The following is a 23198-nucleotide window of genomic DNA, read 5'->3' on the forward strand; positions in this document are numbered from 1 at the left end:
AAAGTTCGATTTGCTTAAACACGTTAAGCGGTGCTCAAAGTTTACTTTCGTAATAATTCAACTAAATGAATTACTGCTTGGTCACTCTAAGACTTGATATTTTTTGCCACCGAAGTGGCTGATATCGTCTTGTGAGTGCCCACACAGATTGTCTGATAAATTGTTAAAGAGCAGTGAGTTACGCGCTTTCGCTTGCTAACTCGAGGTGGCGCATATTACGCTTTCCTCATTCAGTGTCAACCGTTTATTTCATCCGGTTGCCGCTGTTTTTAATCTTTCCGACCCGGTCACTTCGTGATGTTGTTCACGTTGTTCCCTGTCGATGGAGCGGCATTATAGGGAGTTCGATTTTAATGGCAAGCGAATAAATACAGTTTTATTTCGTTTGCCGTTTTTTTATCCAAAGACAGTTATTTTTGCGCTTTTGCTATAAAGGAAGGCAATGCAGCAAAGCTTTCCAGTACGGCGTCGGCTGCACTTTCACCCTGTTCGGTAACCGGCTTGCCGGTGCGTACTAAAATCTTATGGCCGACACCCGCCGCCGCAGCTGCCTGCATGTCTTCGAGTTTATCGCCCACCATATAAGATGAAGCCATATCAATATTGAGTTCCTCTTTGGCTGTCATAAACATACCTGGCAGAGGCTTACGGCAATCGCAAACCTGAGTAAACTCTTTAACGGTACCTTCGGGATGATGCGGGCAGAAATAGATGCCGTCGAGATCGACGCCTCTGTCGGCAAGCGACCAGTCCATCCACTCCGTCAGCGTCATAAACTGATCTTCGGTAAACTTGCCGCGTGCGATACCGGACTGATTGGTAACTAATACCAATAAGAAGCCCATCTCTTTGAGTTTAAGGCAGGCATCAATAACACCATCGATAAACTGGAAATCATCGATTTCATGTACATAGCCGTGATCGACATTCAAAGTCCCATCACGGTCAAGAAAGATTGCTGAAACTGGTTGTGCCACGAATTTGCTCCTGATGGCGGGTTAACGGCATCAGTATCGCATGTTTTCACTGCTCGTGAGAACGCTAACCTGGTTGACTTAGACGTCTAGACGCCTTAGCATCCACGACATGCTTCGGGGAAGTGCTCCCGCAGAGTTAATTTCACCACGTCACGGCAAAAAGACAGAATAAAAAAAATATGATTAAACTTTCAAACATCACCAAGGTTTTCCAGCAGGGTTCGCGCCAGATCGTCGCGCTCTCTGACGTGAGTCTTCACGTCCCTGCCGGGCAAATTTATGGCGTAATCGGCTCATCTGGCGCGGGGAAAAGTACATTAATCCGCTGCGTCAATTTGCTGGAACGTCCGACCAAAGGCCAGGTACTGGTTGATGGTCAGGATTTGATGTCCTTCTCCGAGAAAGCGCTGACCCGCGCACGCCGACAGATTGGTATGATTTTTCAGCACTTTAATTTGCTGTCGTCACGTACTGTCTTTGGCAATGTGGCACTGCCGCTGGAGCTGGATAACCTTTCTTCTGCAGAAATCAAAAAACGTGTTTCCGAGTTGCTGAGCCTTGTGGGCCTGGAAGATAAACATGATGCTTACCCGGCCAATCTTTCCGGCGGTCAAAAACAGCGTGTGGCGATTGCGCGCGCTCTGGCCAGCAATCCTAAAGTCTTGTTGTGCGATGAAGCGACCAGTGCTCTTGACCCGGCGACCACCCGCGCAATTCTTGAATTGCTGAAAGATATCAACCGTCGCCTTGGATTAACTATTTTGTTGATCACGCACGAGATGGATGTCGTTAAGCGCATTTGCGATCAGGTTGCGGTGATCAGCGATGGCAAATTAATCGAGCAGGATAAAGTGAGTGAGATGTTCTCACACCCTAAAACCCCGCTGGCGCAGCAGTTTATTCAGTCAACGCTGCACCTGGATGTCCCGGAAGATTACGCCGTACGTCTGGTTCCTGAACCTGAAGCCGGTCGGGTACCTTTGTTACGTCTGGAATTCACCGGCCAGTCCGTTGATGCGCCTTTGCTTTCAGAGGCCGTGCGCCGTTTCGACGTAAACAATAATATTATCAGTGCTCAGATGGATTATGCCGGCGGCGTGAAGTTCGGGATTATGCTGACAGAAATGCACGGTGCAGAAGAAAACACTCAGGCAGCAATTCAGTTCCTGCATGAAAATCAGGTAAAAGTAGAGGTACTCGGTTATGTCTGAGCCAATGATGTGGTTAATGGGTCGGGGGATTTGGGAAACTGTCATCATGACACTGACCTCTGGCTTCTTCGGTTTCGTTCTGGGTCTGCCTTTTGGCGTGCTGCTTTACGTCACCCGTCCGGGGCAGATTGCAGAGAACAAAAACGTCTATCGCGTGATGTCTGCGCTGGTTAACATTTTCCGTTCTATACCTTTTATTATTCTGCTCGTCTGGATGATTCCGTTCACACGTCTGATCGTCGGGACTTCAATCGGTTTACAGGCGGCAATTGTCCCCCTGACCGTTGGCGCGGCGCCATTTATCGCGCGTATGGTTGAGAATGCGTTGCTGGAAATCCCAAGCGGTCTGGTTGAAGCCTCACGCGCCATGGGCGCCACGCCAATGCAAATCATCCGTAAAATCTTGTTGCCGGAAGCTTTGCCGGGTCTGGTCAACGCAGCCACTATCACGCTGATCACTCTGGTGGGTTATTCTGCTATGGGCGGTGCTGTCGGTGCCGGTGGATTAGGGCAAATCGGTTATCAGTACGGTTACATTGGTTATGACGCAACTGTAATGAATACGGTATTAGTCCTGTTAGTCGTTTTGGTGTATTTAATTCAGTTTTGCGGCGACCGCATCGTAAAAGCAGTCACGCATAAATAATGAAACAACAGCTGTAATAGCTAACCCTGCGAATAATTTTTATCCGCTTATTGAGGAAAGGACATGTCTAATAAATTTAAATCCATTGCAGTTGTCGGCGCGCTTCTGGGAACGCTGGCTTTAGTTGGTTGCGGGCCGAAAGAACAGGATCCTAACCATATTAAAGTGGGTGTGATTGTCGGTTCTGAACAGCAGGTTGCTGAAGTTGCACAGAAAGTCGCTAAAGAAAAATACGGTCTTGACGTAGAGCTGGTGACTTTCAACGACTACGTGCTGCCAAACGAAGCGCTGAGCAAAGGCGATATCGATGTTAACGCCTTCCAGCATAAACCTTACCTGGATCAGCAGATTAAAGATCGTGGTTATAAACTGGTTCCGGTCGGCAATACTTTCGTCTACCCAATCGCCGGTTATTCTAAAAAAATTAAATCTATCGATGAGCTGAAAGATGGCGATCAGGTTGCACTGCCAAACGACCCGACTAACCTGGGCCGTTCATTACTGCTGCTGCAAAAACAAGGTTTAATCAAACTGAAAGACGGTGTTGGCTTGCTGCCGACTGTTCTGGATGTCACTGAGAACCCTAAAAACCTGAAACTGGTTGAGCTGGAAGCACCACAACTGCCACGTTCACTGGATGATGCAAAAATTGCACTGGCTGTAATCAACACCACTTACGCCAGCCAGATTAACCTGACGCCAGAGAAAGACGGCATCTTCGTTGAAGATAAAGAATCTCCGTACGTTAACCTGATCGTTGCGCGTGAAGACAATAAAGATGCTGAAAACGTGAAGAAATTCGTTCAGGCTTACCAGTCTGACGAAGTTAACGCCGCAGCGAACAAGATCTTCAACGGCGGCGCGGTGAAAGGCTGGTAATTCGCGAATGTCAGGAACTCAGTATTTATCCTGATAATTACTCTCGCAAATATTCCTTTCACAAATAAATTCAAGGCGGGCTTATGCCCGCCTTGTTATTTCCTCAATACCTTGGTTCAATAACGCCACATTCTTTCCTGTAAACATATTAAAAAAGCAGAGGACATACCATGCGTGCTTTACCTCTCTGTTTGTCGGCACTTTTGCTGGCGGGTTGTTCCCTGACTCAACACACACAGCCAACAACCACTGCACCTGTTGTTAAAGAAGAGCCAAAACCTGTCAAACCAAAACCGGCTCCGGTTCGCCCTGCCCCCGTCAAACTGTATAAAGATGCTGAAGCTCTGGTCGGAACACCTTTCCGCGACCTGGGTGAAGTTTCTGGCGAGTCTTGCCAGAGCGATCAAAACGATACGCCACCAAGCCTTGCGGCTGCGCGTAAAAGAATGCTGACCCGTGCCTCTTATATGAAAGCAAATGCGGTGCTGTTACATCAGTGCGAGATCGTCGGCGGCGTCCCTGGCTGTTTCCAGCAGGCAATTTGTCAGGGTTCGGCTCTGAATGTCACCTTTAAATGACCTCATTTTCTTTTGAGCAAATAGGGACCATTCATTCTCCCTACAAAGAGAAGTTTGCTGTTCCGCGCCAGCCGGGGTTAGTTCAGGATGGAGGCGGCGAATTACATCTTCATGCTCCTTATAACCAGCCCGAGGCCGTACGCGGGCTGGAAGATTTCAGTCATTTATGGGTGATGTTCATCTTTCATCAGACGATGGACGGGGGGTGGCGCCCGACGGTGCGTCCGCCGCGCCTTGGTGGCAATATTCGTACTGGCGTGTTTGCTACACGTTCAACTTTTCGCCCCAATCCGCTGGGCATGTCGCTGGTTGAACTAAAAGGCATTCACTGTCAGGGGCAGAGTGTGATTCTGCAACTCGGCAGTCTCGACCTCGTCGATGGCACCCCTGTTGTTGATATCAAACCTTATCTGCCGTTTGCAGAAAGCCATCCTGAAGCCCGTGCGGGTTTTGCCCAACATGCGCCGCAAGCCGATATGCCCGTGGAATTTCTCCCTCAGGCAGAATCTCAACTGGCAAAACATGCAGGAAAATATCCGCATCTGCGCCGCTTTATTACACAGGTATTAGGGCAGGATCCGCGTCCTGCTTACCGCAAAGGTGAATCTGCTGAACGGGATTACGCCGTTCGTCTGCTGGAATTTAATGTCCGCTGGCGGGTTGTAGGTTCCCTGAATCAGGTAATGTCCCTCGACGAAGACTAAATTTCCTTTGCGTCTCTTTTGGCAACACCAACTCGCTGGTAAACTAAGCCACTTTTCACGTTTTGGCTGCCGCTGGCAGCCCGATTGCAATTTGCAGTGCTAACGGAACCAACACATCATGCGTACTACTCAATATCTGCTCTCTACACTGAAAGAGACGCCAGCCGACGCAGAAGTCATCAGCCACCAGCTGATGCTTCGCGCTGGTATGATCCGTAAACTGGCCTCCGGCCTGTACACCTGGCTGCCAACCGGCTTACGTGTTCTCAAAAAAGTTGAAAACATCGTACGCGAAGAAATGAACAACGCGAACGCCATTGAAGTGTCTATGCCGGTAGTTCAGCCCGCTGATTTATGGCAGGAGAGCGGACGTTGGGAACAATACGGCCCGGAACTGCTGCGTTTCGTTGACCGTGGCGAGCGTCCGTTCGTACTGGGTCCAACCCACGAAGAAGTCATTACGGATTTGATCCGTAATGAAGTCAGTTCCTACAAACAATTGCCGCTGAACTTCTTCCAGATCCAGACCAAATTCCGCGATGAAGTTCGTCCGCGCTTTGGTGTGATGCGTTCACGTGAATTCCTGATGAAAGATGCCTACTCGTTCCACACGACGCAGGAATCCCTTCAGGAAACTTACGATGCGATGTATGCGGCTTACAGCCAAATTTTCAACCGCATGGGTCTGGATTTCCGTGCTGTGCTGGCAGATACCGGTTCTATCGGCGGCAGCGCATCACATGAATTCCAGGTTCTGGCACAGAGCGGCGAAGATGATGTCGTGTTCTCTGATTCTTCTGATTTCGCGGCTAACATTGAGTTCGCTGAAGCATTAGCGCCAACGACGCCACGCGCTGCAGCATCTGAAGAAATGCGTGTTGTTGAAACACCAGATGCTAAAACCATCGCTGAACTGACTGAACAGTTCCAGGTGCCGGTTGAGAAAACCGTGAAGACCCTGATGGTTCACGCTACCCCGGAAAGCGGCCATAAACTGGTTGCCCTGCTGGTTCGCGGTGACCATGAACTGAACGAGATCAAAGCCGAAAAACTGCCACAAATTGCTGCTCCGCTGACTTTCGCAACAGAAGCTGAAATCCGCGAAATCGTTGCAGCAGGCCCGGGGTCACTCGGCCCGGTTAATCTGCCAATGCCAGTTGTTGCTGACCGCACCGTTGCCGCTATGAGCGATTTCAGCGCTGGCGCAAACATCGACGGTAAACATTACTTTGGTATTAACTGGGATCGCGATGTTGCGCTGCCAGAAGTGGCAGACATCCGTAACGTGGTTGCCGGCGATCCAAGCCCGGACGGTCAGGGTACTCTGGTTATCAAGCGCGGTATCGAAGTTGGCCACATCTTCCAGCTGGGTACTAAATACTCAGAAGCGATGAATGCAACAGTTCAGGGCGAAGATGGCCGTAATCAGGTCATGACCATGGGCTGTTACGGCATCGGAGTGACCCGCGTGGTCGCTGCGGCTATCGAACAAAACCACGATGACCGTGGAATTATCTGGCCGGACGCCATTGCCCCGTTCCAGGTTGCGATTCTGCCAATGAACATGCACAAATCTTTCCGCGTGAAAGATGCGGCGGAAGCGTTGTACAAAGAACTGCGTTCACACGGTATCGATGTGATTCTCGACGATCGTAAAGAGCGTCCGGGCGTCATGTTTGCAGACATGGAACTGATCGGTGTTCCACACCACGTTGTGATTGGTGATCGTAATCTGGACGCTGAAGAGCTGGAATACAAAAACCGTCGCAGCGGTGAAAAACAAATGATTAAGCAAGGCGATATTGTTGAATATCTGCTGAGCCAGATCCCGCGTTAATATTTTAGCGACAGACGTTCGCCCATTAAAATGCCCGCATTGCGCGGGCATTTTTGTTTGTACAATCCGATAAAAGCTTAAAGGCTAAGGGCAAACTTTATTGGCATCAAAGCTGATATTCTTATCCGCAACAACCGCCCGTTGCATTTGCCCCTCTTCCATTGAAGGTTCTGTCATAAAGTGGCCGTCCATCGAGATGAAGACCAGCTGGTTCGGCGCTTTACGCGCAGCAAGGTAGCCAGCTTCCAGCGTTTTATTGGCAGACATCGGGAAAATATTACCCGTTGCGCAATCTTTAAAAGAGGCCGCATCGGCGCTGTATTGCATCATGCCGGTCAGTGCCATTGGCGTTTTAGGCAGGCTCTGCTGCACAGGTTTCAGCGTGTAGTTGAAGGAAGAAACGATCGGCTCACCGCTGTGATCAAGCATTTCCAGATTTTCATCTTTTGGATGGAAATAGCGCTTCTCGCCATGGCTGTCAGTCAGAACCAGTTTATCTGCCGTACGCGCCCAACGGCCGTAGCTGGCGAAGCTCTGATCGCCCTCTTTGCTGCCCTGATACACTTCCTGCAAGATGTAAGTCCCGTCCTGTTGCAGGAACAATGAGGTTTTTAAGCCGCTGCAATCTGCGCAAGGCAAAACACCACTGTAACTTTGCTGCATCGCCTGAAGCGGTTTTTCATGATTGAAGGCAGCGGTGTGGCAGCCGAACAGTGACAGCGCCCCGAGCGCCAGCACTGCCGTGATAATGATTTTTTTCACAGTTTCTCCCCTACTGCTTTTTCCTTGTGCTGCGATAAAGATTGTCCTGCAACACGATTTAAGGCTGACGAATTTTGCCTCGTAATGCTTTTGTGGCACCTTTGCGCACTTTACTTTCTACACGACGAATTTTTGACCCTTTGGTCAGCTTCGTCGCCCGGCGAGGTTTTTCTACCACCATCGCCTGCGAAATCAATGTACTCAGCCGGGCTACAGCGGCTTCGCGGTTCTGCTCCTGACTCCGGTATTCCTGGGCTTTAATGATTACCCAACCGTCGGCAGTAATAGAATGGTGATTGAATGCCAGTAACCGCTCTTTGTAATATTCTGGCAAACTTGACGCTTTAATATCAAAGCGTAAATGAATCGCCGTTGATGTTTTATTGACGTTCTGACCACCATTTCCCTGCGCGCGGATCGCCGTTAATTCGATTTCGCTGTCAGGGATTTCCAGTTTTCCGGAAAGGATTAGCACGCTGATTACCTTCCGTCATTTCCGGCAAACTCTTTCCATTCAGAAAAATGAATTTCCAAATTACTCTGAGCATCGGAAAGCCAAATAGTTCCGTCCTGTAAAGTTGCCTGTAAATCCATGGTCCTGCCGCCAAAAGCGGTCAGCTGATTCAGAAGCTCATCTTCTAAATATCGAATGCGAAGGTTGTTAAAACCTCTGACCTTCCCTTCAATTTGTGACCACCAGACTTTTGCCGCTCTCTCACCATAAGCGTAAAGCACGACTTCGCGCGATTGGTTACAGGCCTTTTTCAGACGCTTCTCATCCGGCAACCCTAATTCAACCCATAATTCGATGCCGTTATGATCGTTTTTACGCCAGATTTCAGGTTCGTCTTCCGCACTTAATCCACGGGTAAAAGTCAGGCGTTCATCTGCATGATAAATCCATGCCAGCAAACGCAGCATCATTCGTTGTTCTGTTTCTGAGGGATGCTGGGCCAAAGTCAGGTTGGCGTCATGAAAGAAATTACGATCCATATCAGCAATATTGATTGCTGCTTTATAAATTGTTGCTTTTAGCGCCATGGGAAACCTCTTGATATCAGACGCACAGTGTACTTGAAAGCGTCCTGCCTAAACCAGTTTTCCCCCGATGGACCTTCTGAATAAAGGCTGTACGCAAACGATTTACCTTTACAGGCCTGCTAATAACTCACACTCTCCTGTGCTATAGTCGTTAAATACTGAGAGTTTATCTTTCTGCGCTTTCCTCAGAGGGATACGCTTTTTAGGGAGAACTTATGCAACAATACTGTGAGTTGGTACGCCGTAAATATTCTGAAATCGCCAGCGGCGATCTCGGATATGTGCCCGATGCGTTGGGTTGTGTATTGAAAGCATTGGACGAAGTGGCAGCGAATGCTGAGCTTCCGTCTTCCGTTAGGGACCAGGCGGCCTACGCCGCCGCTAACTTATTGGTGAGCGATTATGTCGATGAATGATGAGTACCAACCCATCAATTGTGATGACTACGATAATCTCGAGCTCGCCTGCCAGCATCACCTGGTTTTGACGCTGAAGCTGCGTAGCGGAGAAGTCGTTGAGGCAAAAGCCAAAGATTTGTTAATGCGTAAGAAAGTGGAGTATCTGGTGGTCGAGGCCAGCGGAGAACAACGCGATCTGCGGCTTGATCATATAGAAAGCTTTAGCCATCCGGAAATTGGCACGGTGGTCGTGAGCGCAGAATAAGCGAAAACCTCCGTGACTATGACTAACGGGCAATCTCAGGGTTGCCCGTTTGCATTTCTGCAACCACCCCATTTCCTATTTAAGCGGCGTCAGACTGGCATAGTAAGCTGCCAGATCACTGACATCCTGCTCAGACAGTGATGACGTAAATGCCTGCATGACACCCGCATGCCCGCCGCTGCGTTCTCCTTTCTGATAAGCACGCAACGCCAGTGCAAGATAATCTTCATTTTGCCCGGCCAGATTTGGGTAAATAGCATTAACCGCTTTTCCCTTTGCGCCGTGGCATGCAGCACAACTTGCCGATTTAGACTGACCATCTGCACTGTTTCCCTGAGCCAGAACCGGTGAACTCAGCAATATCAGCGGCAATAACCCTGCCATTGCCCGCAACAAAATTCTCAGCATTACAACTCCCAAAATTAACCGCTTTCTATTTTATTGAGCAACCGGACCATAACAGCCGCCATTGTCCTTCGTTATTTTCAGCCAGTGCCTGACGGGTGATAAACCAGCCAGGTGCAGCAATAAGCTGTTCATTGTAATAAACCAGCGGAATGCGATCCCGTTGCCAGGGCGGCACGCCTAACTCAGACCACAACTTTTTCGCCTGACGGGCACGATCGCGCCCAACCTTTTCAATCATCCCGGAAGCATGAAAGCGAACGGTGATCGTTTCTCCCGCGCGCGGCTGACGGATGACACAGCTTTCATCACCCGCATCACGAATTGCAGAAACTGATAAAACACCCAGAGCGTCAGGCAACAGAAGTTTGTCAGCAGGATCCCAGCTGATGACCTGATCCTTGAGGGATGAATATTGGGGCAACAGATACAGACGCTGGCGATAACGTCGCACAACAAAACTCCCAAGCTGAAGCTGCGCCTGTGCATCTTCACGGCTTAACGCCACTTCATCCCAAATTCTCTGGAGCTGTTCGCGGGAAGGCATTTTTGCTTCACGGCCAGCCAGCCAGCGGCGCAGCAGCGCGGAACGTCTTGCCGCCGAGAAACTCCCCATGCCCTCAACAGATAAACTTCCCCGTTCATCTGTTAACGCCGTCAGGGACTCACTGAGCAGTTCATCAAGCAGGGATTCCTGTTCCGCACATAACGAAGCGCTGCGGGCGGTGGATTGCGCGAAATGCGGCCAGCGCGCATAGAGCGAAGGAAGAATATTGAGTCGCAAAAAATTACGATCGAAACGGGCATCACAATTGCTGTCATCCTCGATCCACGTCAGCTGATGTTGATCTGCGTATTCCTCAAGCTGATCCCGGCTGAGATCGAGCAACGGCCGCATCAGCCGATAACCCAGTCCCATACTGTTCGCGCTCATCGCCGACAAACCCGCAGGGCCACTACCGCGTTTGAGCGCCAGCAAAAACGTTTCACACTGATCGTTAAGATGTTGCGCTGTCAGTAAGACTTCGCCTTCTTCCAGCTGTGTTGAAAATGCCTGATAGCGCGCAGCTCTTGCTGCCGCTTCAATCCCGCCATCACGGGCATTTACCTGAACCTTGATGACCGACAGCCCGATATTCCTCAGCTGACAAAAATCATGGCAATGTATCGCCCAGCCATCCGCAAACGGGCTTAATCCGTGATGCACATGTAATGCCCGCAGCCGTAAGTCCGGGATCTGGTTGTCCCGCAACTGCGCAAGACCAGCCAGCAAAACGGTTGAATCCAGACCGCCGCTAAATGCCACGCAAAGTTTTCGCGCAGACCCAATTTTGCTGCGCAGATGTTCAGTCAGAAACAGTGCTGACGGATGACGATTCATGAGATTACCGGGATTCGTAAAGCTCTAACGGCAGGCCGTCGGGATCGGTGAAAAAAGTAAACTGTTTGCCGGTATAAGGATCTGTTCTCACCGGTTCGCAAAAGACACCGGCGGCTTCCAGTGCACTGACGGACTGCCCGATATCTTCAACGCTGAACGCCAGATGGCGCAAACCGCAGGATTCAGGCCGGCTTGGACGGGCAGGTGGATTCGGGAAGCTGAACAACTCAATCGTATACTGGCCGTTCAGTGCCAGATTGGCTTTCCATGAATCACGTTCTTCGCGGTAAAACTCGCCAAGTAAGGTAAACCCGAGAATATCGCAATAGAAATGTTTACTGGCCTGATAATCAGAACCAATGACCGCGATGTGATGAACCTGGCGAAGATTAAGCATGATGATTTCCTGTTAATTCCTGCTGTGCACGTTACTCAGGGTGTTCGCAGACGTCAATAAAAAGCCCTCACGAAGAGGGCGGTTTGTTAACCCGCTTCCGGGAGTTTTAAAACTTTTACCAGATAGCGCCCGTCTTCTGTGAGACGGGTTCCATGAATATCCGTTTCAAATCCCGGATAACGCTCACCGATAGAACACAGCATGATCAGAAAATCGAGAACGGCCCGGCTCTCTTGCGTAATCATCTCACCGGGCATCACCACGGGCACGCCCGGTGGATACGGCAGAATCATATTGGCAGAGACTTTGCCAATCAGTTCGTCAATGTCACACTCATCGATATGCCCGCGCACCTGATGCTGGAACATTTCATATGGCGTCATTTTCATTTCCGGCAACACATCAAAAGCCTCGATCATCAGACGTGGAAGATCATGGCGGACAATCAGTTTGTGGATCCCCTGAGCCAGATCCTGAATGCGCATATTACGGTAGAAATCCGGATCTTCTGCATAAAGGTCCGGAAGCATATTTTTGACCCGAAGATTAAGATCATAGCTGCGTTTGAAGTCCGTCAGCCCGCGCATCAGACTCATGGATTTGGTTTTATCAATACCAATGCTGAACAGGAAAAGCAGATTGTACGGACCCGTTTTTTCCACTACCACGCCGCGCTCATCAAGGAATTTCGCCACCAGTGCCGCCGGGATCCCCTCTTCTTCGAGTTTGCCCATTTCATTCATGCCGGGCGTCAGGATCGTCACTTTGATCGGATCCAGATACATATGATTGGTATCGGCATCAGCAAAACCATGCCAGTTTTGATCCGGATTCAGCGGCCAGCACTCTGCTTCATCAATATGCTCAGGTTGCCAGATACCGAAGAACCAGCCGTCAGTTTCCTCACGCAGCCGTTGTATCTCATTACGGAAATGCAGCGCACGTTCCACAGAACGGTTGATGAGCCGCCGTCCGGGGTTTCCGCGCAACATAGCCGCCGCAGTTTCTGCCGACGCCACAATGCCGTAGTTCGGCGATGTGGTGGTGTGCATCATGTAGGCTTCATTAAAGGTGCTTTCGTTATAGTCGCCTTTAATGTGAATCATGGAAGCCTGTGAGAAAGCCGCCAGCAATTTATGCGTCGACTGCGTTTCATAAATCACTTTGCCGGGAACCCGCTCGCCACTCATTCCACTTTTGCCATCATAAATCGGATGGAAATTGGTGTACGGCACCCACGCGGAATCAAAGTGAATCGACGGTACATCCAGCGTATTTTTGATGTAATCCGTGTTGTAAAGCAGCCCGTCGTAGGTGGAATTGGTGATCACCGCATGCACGGGCCAGGTGGCATTTTCGGTCTGCGCGATCTTCTCTTCAATGCTTTCACGTGTGAATTCCCGTTGCGGGATCCCGCCCAGAATACCGTAGGCATTGCGGTTCGGACGCAAATACACCGGCACGATGTTGGTCATCATCATCAGATGCGCCAGAGATTTGTGGCAGTTTCGGTCAATCAGCACGGTGCTGCCCGCAGGCGCGGCGTACATCCCGACAATTTTGTTTGCCGTGGATGTGCCATTGGTAACGATATAGCTTTGCTCCGCCCCAAACGTTCGCGCGATGTATTCCTCCGCCTCTAAATGCGGGCCGGTATGGTCGAGCAGGGAACCGAGTTCCGTTACCGAAATCGACACATCCGCTTTCAGGGTCTTAGCCCCGAAGAAGTCATAAAAAAGCGTTCCGACCGGGCTTTTCAGAAAGGCCGTACCGGCCATATGTCCGGGCGTACAGAAGGTATATTTCCCTTCTTCCACATAGGTAAATAACGCTTTGGTCAGCGGCGGCGTGATGGTGTCGATATATTCATCGGTGTACTGGCGAATACGCTTGGCAATATCATCGGCAGCAGCCAGAGCATACTCGAAGAAATACAAGACCATACGCATCTCATTAACATCAACGTCCAGCGTGGAGTGCGTATTGATGAACGCGTAAAGCGGCAGGTATTCATTCAGTTCATTGATTTCCGTACACAGCTCTTCACTGTGCTGGTCCCAGTCGAAAATCGCCCCGCAGATACGGGCATTATTTTCGATGAGTTTCAGTAAGTCAGCACGATCGCGTGGATAAATAATCTGGAATCCGAGAAGCGTCAGCGCGCTATCCAGTTCACGGATTGGCTCATCTTTATAGTAGGCCCCTTCCGGGCGCATGATAGCGATAATATTCATCTGACAAATCCTTCTGTTGTATATCTCTCAGGTATTTATAGAAACACGGTTAACGGACGCTGTGTACCCTTTACCACCGGGTTTCGACCAAAAAGAGGGAATTTAAGAATGCAGGAAAATCTGAGAAGGAAAAACGGTCAATAAAAAAGGCTATGCCGGAGCATAGCCTTTCGCAATACATTGCTGATATCAGCAGTAACCGTAAGTCATCAAACGCTGATAACGACGGTTGCGCAGTTCTTCAGTGCTCAGAACATCCAGATCGCTCAGGTCAGCTTCCAGTTGTGCACGCAGAGAAGCGGCCATTGCCTCAACGTTACGATGCGCGCCACCCAGAGGTTCCGGGATCACGGAGTCGATCAGTTTCAGCTCTTTCAGGCGCGGAGCAATAATACCCATTGCTTCCGCAGCCAGAGGGGCTTTATCTGCGCTCTTCCACAAGATAGACGCACAGCCTTCCGGTGAAATGACCGAGTAGGTGCTGTATTGCAGCATGTTAACTTTGTCACCCACGCCGATTGCCAGAGCACCACCGGAACCCCCTTCACCAATCACGGTGCAGATAACCGGGACGTTCAGACGCGACATTTCGCGCAGGTTGCGGGCGATCGCTTCAGACTGACCACGTTCTTCCGCACCCACACCAGGGTATGCACCCGGGGTGTCGATGAAGGTGATGATTGGCAGTTTGAAACGTTCGGCCATTTCCATCAGGCGTAACGCTTTGCGATACCCTTCAGGTGCAGGCATACCGAAGTTACGACGAATTTTCTCTTTGGTTTCACGGCCTTTCTGATGACCAATGATCATCACAGCACGTTCGCCCAGACGAGCAATACCGCCAACGATAGCTTTATCGTCCGCGAATGCACGGTCACCCGCCAGTTCATCAAAATCGGTGAAGATATGTTTGATGTAATCCAGGGTATAAGGGCGACGAGGATGGCGCGCCAGTTGGGCAATCTGCCAGGCACCCAGATCAGAGAAAATCTTACGGGTCAGTTCAACGCTTTTCTCGCGCAAGCGTGCAACTTCTTCGTCCAGATTAATATCTAATTTTTCGTCTTGACGGCTGACTGCAGTCAGCGAGTCAATTTTCGCTTCCAGTTCCGCAATCGGCTGTTCAAAATCAAGAAAATTCAGACTCATAGCATTCCTATTTTAGTCAAATTCCAGTTCCACCTGCTCACTACCGACCAGGCCTCGCAAATCCAGCAACAGTTTGTCCGTTGGCGTAACACGCCATGACGCCCCGAATCGCAGCCGGGCTCTTGCATTTTCTCGTTGGTAATACAGATGCACTGGTATCGTCCCCGATCGGTGAGGTTCCAACGATTGGCGGAGACGGTTCAAAAGCTGGTCATCAATTTGCCTGTCAGTCAGCGAGATAGCAAGACCGCGAGCATATTTTTCCCGTGCTTCACTGATGTCCATTACATCGCGGGCCATCATTTTAAGCCCGCCACTGAAGTCATCAAAGCTGACCTGTCCTGTGGCGATAAGGATACGGTCTTTTTCCAATAAATGCTGGAATTTTTCCAACGCTTCGGTGAACAACATCACTTCGAGACGACCGGAACGATCGTCAAGCGTACAGATCCCAATGCGGTTACCGCGTTTGGTGACCATAACGCGTGCAGCGAGAACCAGCCCCACTGCGACGGTCATTTTACCCCGATCCGTCGGGTGCATATCTTTCAAACGCTGTCCGCCGCCATAACGTTCGATTTCTTTCAGATACTGCGTGATCGGATGCCCGGTCAGATACAAGCCGAGCGTTTCCCGTTCGCCATCGAGCACCGTTTGTTCCGGCCACGGCATCACGTTTGAGTAAGATTTTTCAACCTGTTCAGGTGCTTCAGCCAGAACACCAAACATGTCTACCTGACCAATCGCTTCCGCTTTCGCGTGCTGATCTGCCGCTTTCAGCGCGTCACTGAGAGAACTCATCAGAGCGGCTCGATGCGGCCCAAGCCGGTCAAAAGCGCCGGACATAATCAGTTTTTCAAGAATGCGTTTGTTCAGCTTTTTGACGTCGGCCCGCGCGCACAAATCAAACAACTCTTTGAAATAGCCGCCTTCATTACGCGCTTCAATAATCGCTTCAATCGGGCCTTCACCCACGCCTTTTATCGCGCCGATACCGTAAACGATCTCACCTTCGTCGTTAACGTGGAAGTGATACAGACCGCTGTTGATGTCCGGCGGCAGAATTTTCAGGCCCATACGCCAGCATTCATCCACCAGCCCGACAACTTTCTCGGTGTTATCCATATCAGCGGTCATTACCGCCGCCATGAATTCGGCCGGATAGTGCGCTTTCAGCCATAACGTCTGGTACGACACCAAAGCGTAGGCGGCTGAGTGAGATTTGTTAAAGCCGTAACCGGCAAATTTCTCTACCAGGTCAAAGATTTTAATCGCCAGTTCGCCGTCAACGCCGCGTGATTTAGCGCCATCTTCGAAGCCGCCGCGCTGTTTAGCCATTTCGACCGGGTTTTTCTTACCCATTGCGCGACGTAACATGTCTGCGCCGCCCAGCGAATAACCCGCCAGAACCTGCGCAATCTGCATAACCTGTTCCTGGTACAAAATGATGCCGTAGGTCGGCTCCAGTACCGGTTTCAGGGACTCATGCTGCCACTGGATATCGGGGTAAGAAATCTCTTCACGACCGTGTTTACGGTCGATGAAATTATCTACCATCCCCGACTGTAACGGCCCTGGGCGGAACAGCGCCACCAGTGCGATCATATCTTCGAAGCTGTCGGGTTTGAGGCGTTTGATCAAATCTTTCATGCCACGGGATTCAAGCTGGAAAACCGCTGTGGTTTCCGAGCGTTGCAGCATGTCGAAACTTTTCTTGTCATCAAGCGGGATCGCAGCGATATCCAGCGGTGCTTCACCCGCTTTTGCGCGGCGCGCGTTGATCATTTCCAGCGCCCAGTCGATGATCGTCAGCGTACGCAGGCCCAGGAAGTCAAACTTCACCAGCCCGGCATATTCCACGTCGTTTTTATCGAACTGTGTAACCGGATGATTACCTTCGGCGTCGCAATAGAGCGGCGCAAAGTCGGTAATTTTCGTCGGCGCGATAACCACACCACCTGCGTGCTTACCGGCATTTCGTGTAACGCCTTCCAGCTGACGCGCCATGTCGATAAGCGACTTAACTTCTTCATCCGCCTCATAAATCTCAGGCAACTGAGGTTCAGCAGCAAACGCTTTTTCCAGCGTCATACCCGGATCCGGCGGAACTAATTTCGAAATGCGATCGACGAAACCATAGGGATGACCCAGCACGCGGCCAACGTCACGGATAACCGCTTTCGCCGCCATCGTACCGAAAGTAATAATCTGCGAAACGGCTTCACGACCGTACATTTCCGCGACGTGGTCGATAACCCTGTCGCGTTTTTCCATGCAGAAGTCGACGTCAAAGTCGGGCATGGAAACACGTTCAGGGTTAAGGAAACGTTCGAACAGAAGATCGAATTCAAGGGGATCCAGATCCGTGATTTTCAGCGCATAGGCCACCAGTGAACCTGCACCGGAACCACGTCCCGGCCCGACCGGCACGCTGTTATCTTTCGACCACTGGATGAACTCCATAACGATCAGGAAGTAGCCCGGGAAGCCCATCTGGTTGATAACTTTAAGTTCGATATCCAGACGTTCGTCATATTCAGGCCGACGTTGGGCGCGGACTTCAGGATCCGGGAATAAAAACTCGAGACGTTCTTCCAGCCCGATTTTCGATTTTTCGACCAGGAAATCTTCCGTGGTCATATCGCCGGTCGGAAATTGCGGCAGGAAGTATTCGCCCAGACGGATTGTTACGTTGCAGCGTTTGGCGATTTCAACACTGTTTTGCAACGCTTCGGGAATATCTTCAAACAGCTCGCACATTTCGTCTTCACTGCGCATGTATTGCTGCGAAGTGTAATTGCGCGGGCGTTTAGGGTCGTCGAGAGTAAAACCGTCGTGAATTGCGACACGGATTTCATGGGCATCAAAGTCGGTCGGCACCATGAAACGCACGTCGTTGGTGGCCACAACGGGCAAACCGCGCTCCGTCGCCAGCGCCACGGCGGCATGCAGATAGTTTTCTTCCTCTGCGCGGCCGGTGCGGATCAGTTCGAGATAATAACGATCGGGGAAATATTGCTGATAGAACTCCAGGCATTGCTCAACCTGCGGGCCATTTCCGCGGATCATGAACTTGCCGACATCGCCCATTTTCGCGCCAGAAAGCAGGATCAGCCCTTCATTCAGCTCAGCCAGCCACTCGCGGTCAACAATCGGGCCCGCCGCGCCATAGCCGCGCTGATAAGCACGGGAAATGAGCAGTGTCAGGTTCTGATAACCCTGATTGTTCATTGCCAGTACAGTCAGCTGCGCAAGTTCATCGCCGAGGATTTCACTTTGAACATTCAGGTCTGCGCCGATAATCGGCTTAACGCCTGCGCCGTGCGCCGCGCCGTAAAATTTCACCAGCCCGCACAGGTTGGTGAAATCGGTGATAGCCAGAGCAGGCATGCCGAGTGACGCTGCGCATTTCACCAGCGGACCCACTTTCGCGAGGCCATCCACCATGGAATAGTCGCTATGTACGCGCAGATGAATAAAACGAGGTTCGGCCATATCCAGAGTCCAGAAATATGTGAATTAAGAGTTTATGTGCCCGCTAATTTATAAATAAAACTCAGGGGCAGAAACAAAGTGACGCGCTAGGCCAGCCCGAGTGCGCGTTTTACCGGCGCAAAACTGCGGCGGTGATGTGCTGTCGCACCAAGCCGGGCGAGACTTTCAAGATGCACCGGCGTCGGATAGCCTTTGTGTTTCGCAAAACCATATTCAGGGAACTGCAAATCCAGTTCAACCATTTCGCGATCGCGGGTCACTTTGGCAAGAATGGATGCCGCGCTGATTTCAGCGACTTTACTGTCACCTTTCACTACGGCCTGCGAAGCCATTGGCAATTTCGGGCAACGGTTGCCATCAATCAGCACCATATCCGGCGTCAGTGCCAGGCCGGCAACGGCTCTTTGCATGGCAAGCATCGTGGCATGCAGGATGTTCAGTTCATCAATTTCATGCGGTTCTGCCCGCCCGAGACTCCAGGCCAGCGCCTTTTCTTTGATTTCAATGTATAACGCTTCGCGACGTTTTTCGGTGAGCTTCTTTGAATCCGCCAGCCCCATAATCGGGTTGGCAGGATCGAGGATCACCGCAGCCGTCACCACTGCGCCGACCAGCGGACCGCGGCCAACTTCATCCACACCGGCAATACACACGGCCTGCGGATAAACAAATAATTCACTCATCGGTTTGCCAGCTCCATTACGGCCTGAGCGGCCTGCTCATCAGCATCACGGCGAATGCTTTCATGCAATTCCAGGAAAATTTTACGCAATTCCTCGCTTTTTTCATCACCCGCCAGTAACGGCAGAAGTGCGGCAGAAAGCTTTTCCGGTACGCATTCGGTTTGCAGCAATTCGGTGACAATTTCCCGTCTTGCCAGCAAGTTTGGCAGGGATACATAAGGGGTTTTCACCAGACGCTCCGCCAGCCAGAACGTAAAAGGCTTCATGCGATAACCCACGACCATCGGGCATTTCGCCAGCATACACTCGAGCGCAGCGGTGCCAGACGCAAGAAGTGCAGCATCGCTCGCAATCATCGCTTCACGCCCTTTGCCATCGAGCAAATGCGCAGGCAGGTCAGGCGCAATCTCAGCCTTGATACGCTCGAATTGCTCGCGACGCCTGGCGTTAACCAGCGGCACCACGATGTGCAAATCAGGATAAGTCTGTCGCAGCTGTAACGCTGTTTTCAGGAAATCCGCGCTGAGCATTTCGACTTCGGCATGGCGGCTTCCCGGCAATAATGCCAGGCAATGGACGTCCTCAGGGATCCCAAGCGATGCACGAGCCGCCTGCTTGTCCGGATGCAAAGGCATGGCATCCGCCATCGTATGACCGATGAAGCGGCAGGGAACGTTAAATTTGTCGTAAAACGCTTTTTCGAAAGGCAGGAATGCAAGAACTAAATCTGTCGCCTTGCCAATTTTGAATACACGCTTTTGTCGCCAGGCCCACACTGACGGGCTGACATAATGGATGGTACGGATGCCGCGCTGTTTCAGGCGGCCTTCCAGTGTGATATTGAAGTCGGGAGCATCAATGCCCACGAAAACATCTGGCTGAAGTTCGCTGAAACGTCGGGTGAGGTCTTTGCGGATTTTCAACAGGCGTGGCAGCCGTTCTAAAACTTCCACCACGCCCATCACAGCCAGCTCTTCCATTTCGTACCAGGCTTCACATCCTTCCGCCTGCATCAGCGGACCTGCAACACCTACAAAACGGGCATCAGGATGATGTTTTTTCAGGGCTCGGATCAGCCCGGCGCCAAGAATGTCACCGGACGTTTCACCGGCCACCAGGCCAATTGTCAGAACAGGCTTTTGCATTGTTTTCCGTAGCGCAGATCAGCGAATAATGCCGCGGGTAGAGCGGCTAAAGAAATCACTGAAAGGTTTAGCTTTCGGGAATTCAGCGGCGATTGCAGCGATTTCCGGTTGTGCTTCTTCCAGCGTTTTACCGCTGCGGTACAGTAACTTGTAGGCATTACGGATTGCGTGCAGATCTGCTTTCTCAAAACCACGGCGCTTAAGACCTTCGATATTGATACCGAAAGGTGTCGCATGGTTACCCTGCGCAATGACGAACGGAGGGACATCCTGGGCAACGCCAGAACAACCACCTACCATCACATGCGCGCCGATGATGCAGAACTGATGCACTGCGGTCATGCCGCCGATGATCGCAAAATCATCAACTTCAACGTGGCCGCCAAGTGTCGCGTTGTTCGCCAGAATACAGCGATTTCCAATGACACAATCGTGGGCGATATGTGCGTTAACCATCAACAGGTTATCGCTACCCACTTTTGTCAGACCACCGCCCTGAACGGTACCACGGTGAATGGTAACGCTCTCACGAATATTGTTGCGATCGCCGACCTCAACGCGTGTTGGTTCACCGGCATATTTCAGATCCTGGTTAATTTCACCAATGGAGACGAACTGGAAAATGCGGTTATCGCGACCAATTTTGGTCACGCCATTAAGAACTACGTGTGATTTAAGCTCAGTACCTTCTCCGATTTCTACCTGGGAACCCACGTAGCAGAAAGGACCGATATGCACTCCGGCACCGATAACGGCACCTTCTTCAACAATAGCGCTTGGATGAATAAAGGCGGTTTTGTCAATCATGTATTAAGACTCCCGGCGACGGGCGCACATCATTGATGCCTCGCAAGCAATCTCACCATCTACTTTTGCGACACCTTTAAAACGAGCAACACCACGACGCTCTTTAATGAATTCAACTTCCAGAACCATCTGGTCACCCGGAAGGACCGGACGTTTAAAGCGTGCATCATCGATTGCTGCGAAGTAATACAGTTCGCCTGGCTCCAGTTTACCCACGCTTTTAAATGCCAGAATACCGGTGGCCTGAGCCATCGCTTCCAGAATCAATACGCCTGGGAAGATAGGTTTGCCCGGGAAATGGCCCTGGAAGAACGGTTCGTTAAAAGAAACGTTTTTCACAGCACGCAAAAATTTGCCTTTCTCAAAATCCAGCACGCGATCAACCAGTAAAAACGGGTAACGGTGTGGCAATAAATCCAGTATCTCTTCAATACGCAGAGTATGAGTGTCAGTAGTCAAAATACTCTTCCTGTCTATAAAAAACTGATGGCATCAATAACACGGCCTGCCAGACCCCAAAAAAAGGTCATCAGGCAGGCCGCAAATAGGAACGTATGTCGCAGGTTCACTCAACAAAGGGAACACAAAGCGTCACCGTAAATGGTAATTAATCTTTTTCGATTTTACGCTCGACAGCTTTCAAGCGCTTATTCATCTCATCAATATTCATTACCAACGCAGCCGTCTTACGCCAAACTTTATTCGGTTGTAACGGAATACCGGAGGAGTATACCCCAGGTTCAGTGATTGGTCGCATCACCATTCCCATTCCTGTTACGACAGCCTGGTCACAAATCTCCATGTGACCGTTGATAACACTGGCTCCACCGATTTGGCAGTAGCGTCCAATTTTCAGACTACCGGCCATAATAACACCGCCAGCCACCGCCGTATTGTCTCCAATCACGACGTTGTGTGCAATCTGGCATTGGTTATCAATGATAACGCCGTTGCTGATAATGGTGTCATCCAGCGCGCCGCGGTCAATCGTGGTGCACGCACCAATTTCTACGCGATCGCCAATGATGACGGTGCCCAGCTGAGGAATTTTGATCCAGTTGCCGCGGTCGTTGGCATAACCAAAACCGTCAGCACCGATCACCGTACCTGACTGAATCAGGCACAACTCACCAATTTCTACGCGGTGATAAATAGAAACGTTGGCCCACAAATGTGTACCCGCGCCTATTTTTGCCTCTTTACCGATAAAGCAGCCTGCGCCGATGACAACATTGTCACCCAGCACAACGCCCGATTCGATGACTGCATTTGCGCCAACCGAGACATTCTTACCCAATGAAGCACTGTCTGATATCACCGCGCTCGCAGCAATATCCTGTGCCGGTGCTGGCGTAGTATCCAGCAACTGCGCCATACGCGCGTATGTCAGGTAAGGGTTTTTAACCACTAATGCCGCTGTAGGGCAAAATGGCAGATCCGCTTCCGTCAACACTACGGCACCTGCATGACAGGAGGCCAACTGTTCACGGTAGCGGCTGTTTGATAAAAACGTGATTTGCTCAGAGTGTGCGGAATGCATTGAAGCAACGCCGGTGATGGCAATTTCGCCATCACCGTGCAATTGTGCATCCAACTGCTGTGCGAGATCAGCCAGTCGAATTGAAGACATGTTTATTTAACCTGTTTCAGCACATCAGCAGTAATATCTTTGTCATTGCTTGCGTATGCAATAGCGTTTGCATCAATAACAACATCATAACCTTCTTTGCTGGCAACAGATTTCACAGCGTCCTGAATACGGCTCAGGATTTTGTTACGTTCTTCGCCCTGGCGACGACGGTTATCTTGCTCGAACTGCTGCGCTTTAGCTGAGAAAGCTTCGCGCTGAGCCATAACGTCTTTTTCGAGTTTAGAACGATCGCTGGCTTTCATGGTCGAGCCATCACGTTGCAGACGTTGCATTTTGGTTTGCAGATCACGTTCCTGAGATTGCAAATCAGTTGCACGACTTTTGAACTCGTTTTCCAGTTGTTTAGCCACAGCTTCGCGAGCTGGCATCTGTTGGAAAATGCTAGCGACGTTAACGATAGCAATTTTGTCAGCAGCCTGAACGCTAGCTGAAGAAGCCATAACTAAACCGAGGCCTGCGGCATATAACCACTTTTTCACTATAAACTCCTTCCATCACCCGTTTGTGCCAGATGGCACAGTAAATTACACAAAACACCCGACATTAAAACAAT

The 23198-nt window shown here is 50.6% G+C and carries 24 protein-coding genes; 8 read left to right on the plus strand and 16 right to left on the minus strand.

Annotation, left to right across the window (positions count from 1 at the left end):
- Positions 1–410: 410 nt before the first annotated feature.
- A complete protein-coding gene (gene gmhB / locus J1782_RS15120) occupies positions 411–977 on the minus strand; it encodes a D-glycero-beta-D-manno-heptose 1,7-bisphosphate 7-phosphatase (RefSeq protein WP_152326545.1) in 567 nt (188 codons plus the stop codon).
- A 179-nt stretch (positions 978–1156) separates the two neighbouring features.
- Here gmhB and metN point away from each other — a divergent pair, with 179 nt between their 5' ends.
- From metN to proS, 6 genes are all read left to right on the plus strand, one after another.
- A complete protein-coding gene (gene metN, locus J1782_RS15125) occupies positions 1157–2188 on the plus strand; it encodes a methionine ABC transporter ATP-binding protein MetN (RefSeq protein ID WP_217153451.1) in 1032 nt (343 codons plus the stop codon).
- Positions 2181–2834: a methionine ABC transporter permease MetI gene (locus tag J1782_RS15130; RefSeq protein WP_104924647.1), complete on the plus strand. Its 654-nt coding sequence runs from the start codon at positions 2181–2183 to the stop codon at positions 2832–2834. The genes metN and J1782_RS15130 overlap by 8 nt, the downstream gene beginning before the upstream one ends.
- 63 nt (positions 2835–2897) lie before the next feature.
- Entirely contained in the window at positions 2898–3713 is an 816-nt protein-coding gene (locus J1782_RS15135; RefSeq protein WP_104924646.1) for a MetQ/NlpA family lipoprotein, read from the plus strand.
- Positions 3714–3883: 170 nt separating this feature from the next.
- On the plus strand, positions 3884–4291 hold the full coding sequence (gene rcsF, locus J1782_RS15140) for an Rcs stress response system protein RcsF (RefSeq protein WP_152326543.1): 408 nt from the start codon (positions 3884–3886) through the stop codon (positions 4289–4291).
- Positions 4288–4995 carry a tRNA (N6-threonylcarbamoyladenosine(37)-N6)-methyltransferase TrmO gene (gene tsaA / locus J1782_RS15145; RefSeq protein WP_217153452.1) on the plus strand — a complete coding sequence of 236 codons (708 nt, stop codon included), beginning with the start codon at positions 4288–4290 and terminating at the stop codon, positions 4993–4995. The genes rcsF and tsaA overlap by 4 nt, the downstream gene beginning before the upstream one ends.
- 118 nt (positions 4996–5113) lie before the next feature.
- Positions 5114–6832, plus strand: a complete 1719-nt coding sequence (proS, locus tag J1782_RS15150) for a proline--tRNA ligase (protein ID WP_152326541.1) — start codon at positions 5114–5116, stop codon at positions 6830–6832.
- Positions 6833–6916: 84 nt separating this feature from the next.
- Here the strand turns inward: proS and nlpE are convergent, their stop codons facing one another.
- Genes nlpE through J1782_RS15165 form a run of 3 tightly spaced genes read right to left on the minus strand, consistent with a single transcriptional unit; the run spans position 6917 to position 8635 of the window.
- On the minus strand, positions 6917–7594 hold the full coding sequence (gene nlpE / locus J1782_RS15155) for an envelope stress response activation lipoprotein NlpE (RefSeq protein ID WP_152326540.1): 678 nt from the start codon (positions 7592–7594) through the stop codon (positions 6917–6919).
- A gap of 58 nt (positions 7595–7652) precedes the next feature.
- On the minus strand, positions 7653–8069 hold the full coding sequence (gene arfB / locus J1782_RS15160; protein ID WP_217153453.1) for an alternative ribosome rescue aminoacyl-tRNA hydrolase ArfB: 417 nt from the start codon (positions 8067–8069) through the stop codon (positions 7653–7655).
- Between the two features lie 5 nt (positions 8070–8074).
- Complete coding sequence (locus tag J1782_RS15165) at positions 8075–8635, minus strand: YaeQ family protein (RefSeq protein ID WP_217153454.1); 561 nt, start codon at positions 8633–8635, stop codon at positions 8075–8077.
- A gap of 215 nt (positions 8636–8850) precedes the next feature.
- Here J1782_RS15165 and J1782_RS15170 point away from each other — a divergent pair, with 215 nt between their 5' ends.
- Together J1782_RS15170 and rof are read left to right on the plus strand one after the other, a co-directional pair.
- Positions 8851–9051: a YaeP family protein gene (locus J1782_RS15170; RefSeq protein WP_015696108.1), complete on the plus strand. Its 201-nt coding sequence runs from the start codon at positions 8851–8853 to the stop codon at positions 9049–9051.
- Positions 9038–9298 (plus strand): Rho-binding antiterminator, encoded by a 261-nt coding sequence (gene rof / locus J1782_RS15175; protein WP_101079200.1) that lies wholly within the window; start codon positions 9038–9040, stop codon positions 9296–9298. Before J1782_RS15170 ends, rof begins: the two co-directional genes overlap by 14 nt.
- Positions 9299–9373: 75 nt before the next feature.
- Here rof and J1782_RS15180 read toward each other — a convergent pair whose 3' ends face one another.
- From J1782_RS15180 to skp, 12 genes are all read right to left on the minus strand, one after another.
- The gene (locus J1782_RS15180; protein ID WP_217153455.1) at positions 9374–9706 is read right to left on the minus strand and encodes a cytochrome c; all 333 of its coding nucleotides are present in this window, start codon (positions 9704–9706) and stop codon (positions 9374–9376) included.
- Between the two features lie 25 nt (positions 9707–9731).
- Positions 9732–11084 (minus strand): tRNA lysidine(34) synthetase TilS, encoded by a 1353-nt coding sequence (gene tilS / locus J1782_RS15185; protein WP_208951107.1) that lies wholly within the window; start codon positions 11082–11084, stop codon positions 9732–9734.
- A 4-nt stretch (positions 11085–11088) separates the two neighbouring features.
- Positions 11089–11481: a VOC family protein gene (locus tag J1782_RS15190; protein ID WP_217153456.1), complete on the minus strand. Its 393-nt coding sequence runs from the start codon at positions 11479–11481 to the stop codon at positions 11089–11091.
- Positions 11482–11567: 86 nt separating this feature from the next.
- Complete coding sequence (locus J1782_RS15195) at positions 11568–13715, minus strand: lysine decarboxylase LdcC (protein ID WP_208951106.1); 2148 nt, start codon at positions 13713–13715, stop codon at positions 11568–11570.
- 189 nt (positions 13716–13904) lie between these two features.
- Entirely contained in the window at positions 13905–14864 is a 960-nt protein-coding gene (accA, locus tag J1782_RS15200) for an acetyl-CoA carboxylase carboxyl transferase subunit alpha (protein WP_013574209.1), read from the minus strand.
- A 12-nt stretch (positions 14865–14876) separates the two neighbouring features.
- On the minus strand, positions 14877–18359 hold the full coding sequence (gene dnaE, locus J1782_RS15205) for a DNA polymerase III subunit alpha (protein WP_152326533.1): 3483 nt from the start codon (positions 18357–18359) through the stop codon (positions 14877–14879).
- Positions 18360–18445: 86 nt separating this feature from the next.
- Entirely contained in the window at positions 18446–19042 is a 597-nt protein-coding gene (gene rnhB, locus J1782_RS15210; RefSeq protein WP_208951105.1) for a ribonuclease HII, read from the minus strand.
- Positions 19039–20187: a lipid-A-disaccharide synthase gene (gene lpxB, locus J1782_RS15215; RefSeq protein WP_217153457.1), complete on the minus strand. Its 1149-nt coding sequence runs from the start codon at positions 20185–20187 to the stop codon at positions 19039–19041. Before lpxB ends, rnhB begins: the two co-directional genes overlap by 4 nt.
- Before the next feature lie 18 nt (positions 20188–20205).
- A complete protein-coding gene (gene lpxA, locus J1782_RS15220) occupies positions 20206–20994 on the minus strand; it encodes an acyl-ACP--UDP-N-acetylglucosamine O-acyltransferase (protein ID WP_165061772.1) in 789 nt (262 codons plus the stop codon).
- 3 nt (positions 20995–20997) lie between these two features.
- Positions 20998–21453 (minus strand): 3-hydroxyacyl-ACP dehydratase FabZ, encoded by a 456-nt coding sequence (gene fabZ, locus J1782_RS15225; RefSeq protein ID WP_095923207.1) that lies wholly within the window; start codon positions 21451–21453, stop codon positions 20998–21000.
- Between the two features lie 148 nt (positions 21454–21601).
- On the minus strand, positions 21602–22624 hold the full coding sequence (lpxD, locus tag J1782_RS15230; protein ID WP_217153458.1) for a UDP-3-O-(3-hydroxymyristoyl)glucosamine N-acyltransferase: 1023 nt from the start codon (positions 22622–22624) through the stop codon (positions 21602–21604).
- 2 nt (positions 22625–22626) lie between these two features.
- On the minus strand, positions 22627–23124 hold the full coding sequence (gene skp / locus J1782_RS15235) for a molecular chaperone Skp (protein WP_056781728.1): 498 nt from the start codon (positions 23122–23124) through the stop codon (positions 22627–22629).
- Positions 23125–23198 lie beyond the last annotated feature (74 nt).

It is taken from the genome of Rahnella sp. BCC 1045, assembly GCF_019049615.1.
Classification (GTDB): Bacteria; Pseudomonadota; Gammaproteobacteria; order Enterobacterales; family Enterobacteriaceae; genus Rahnella; species Rahnella contaminans.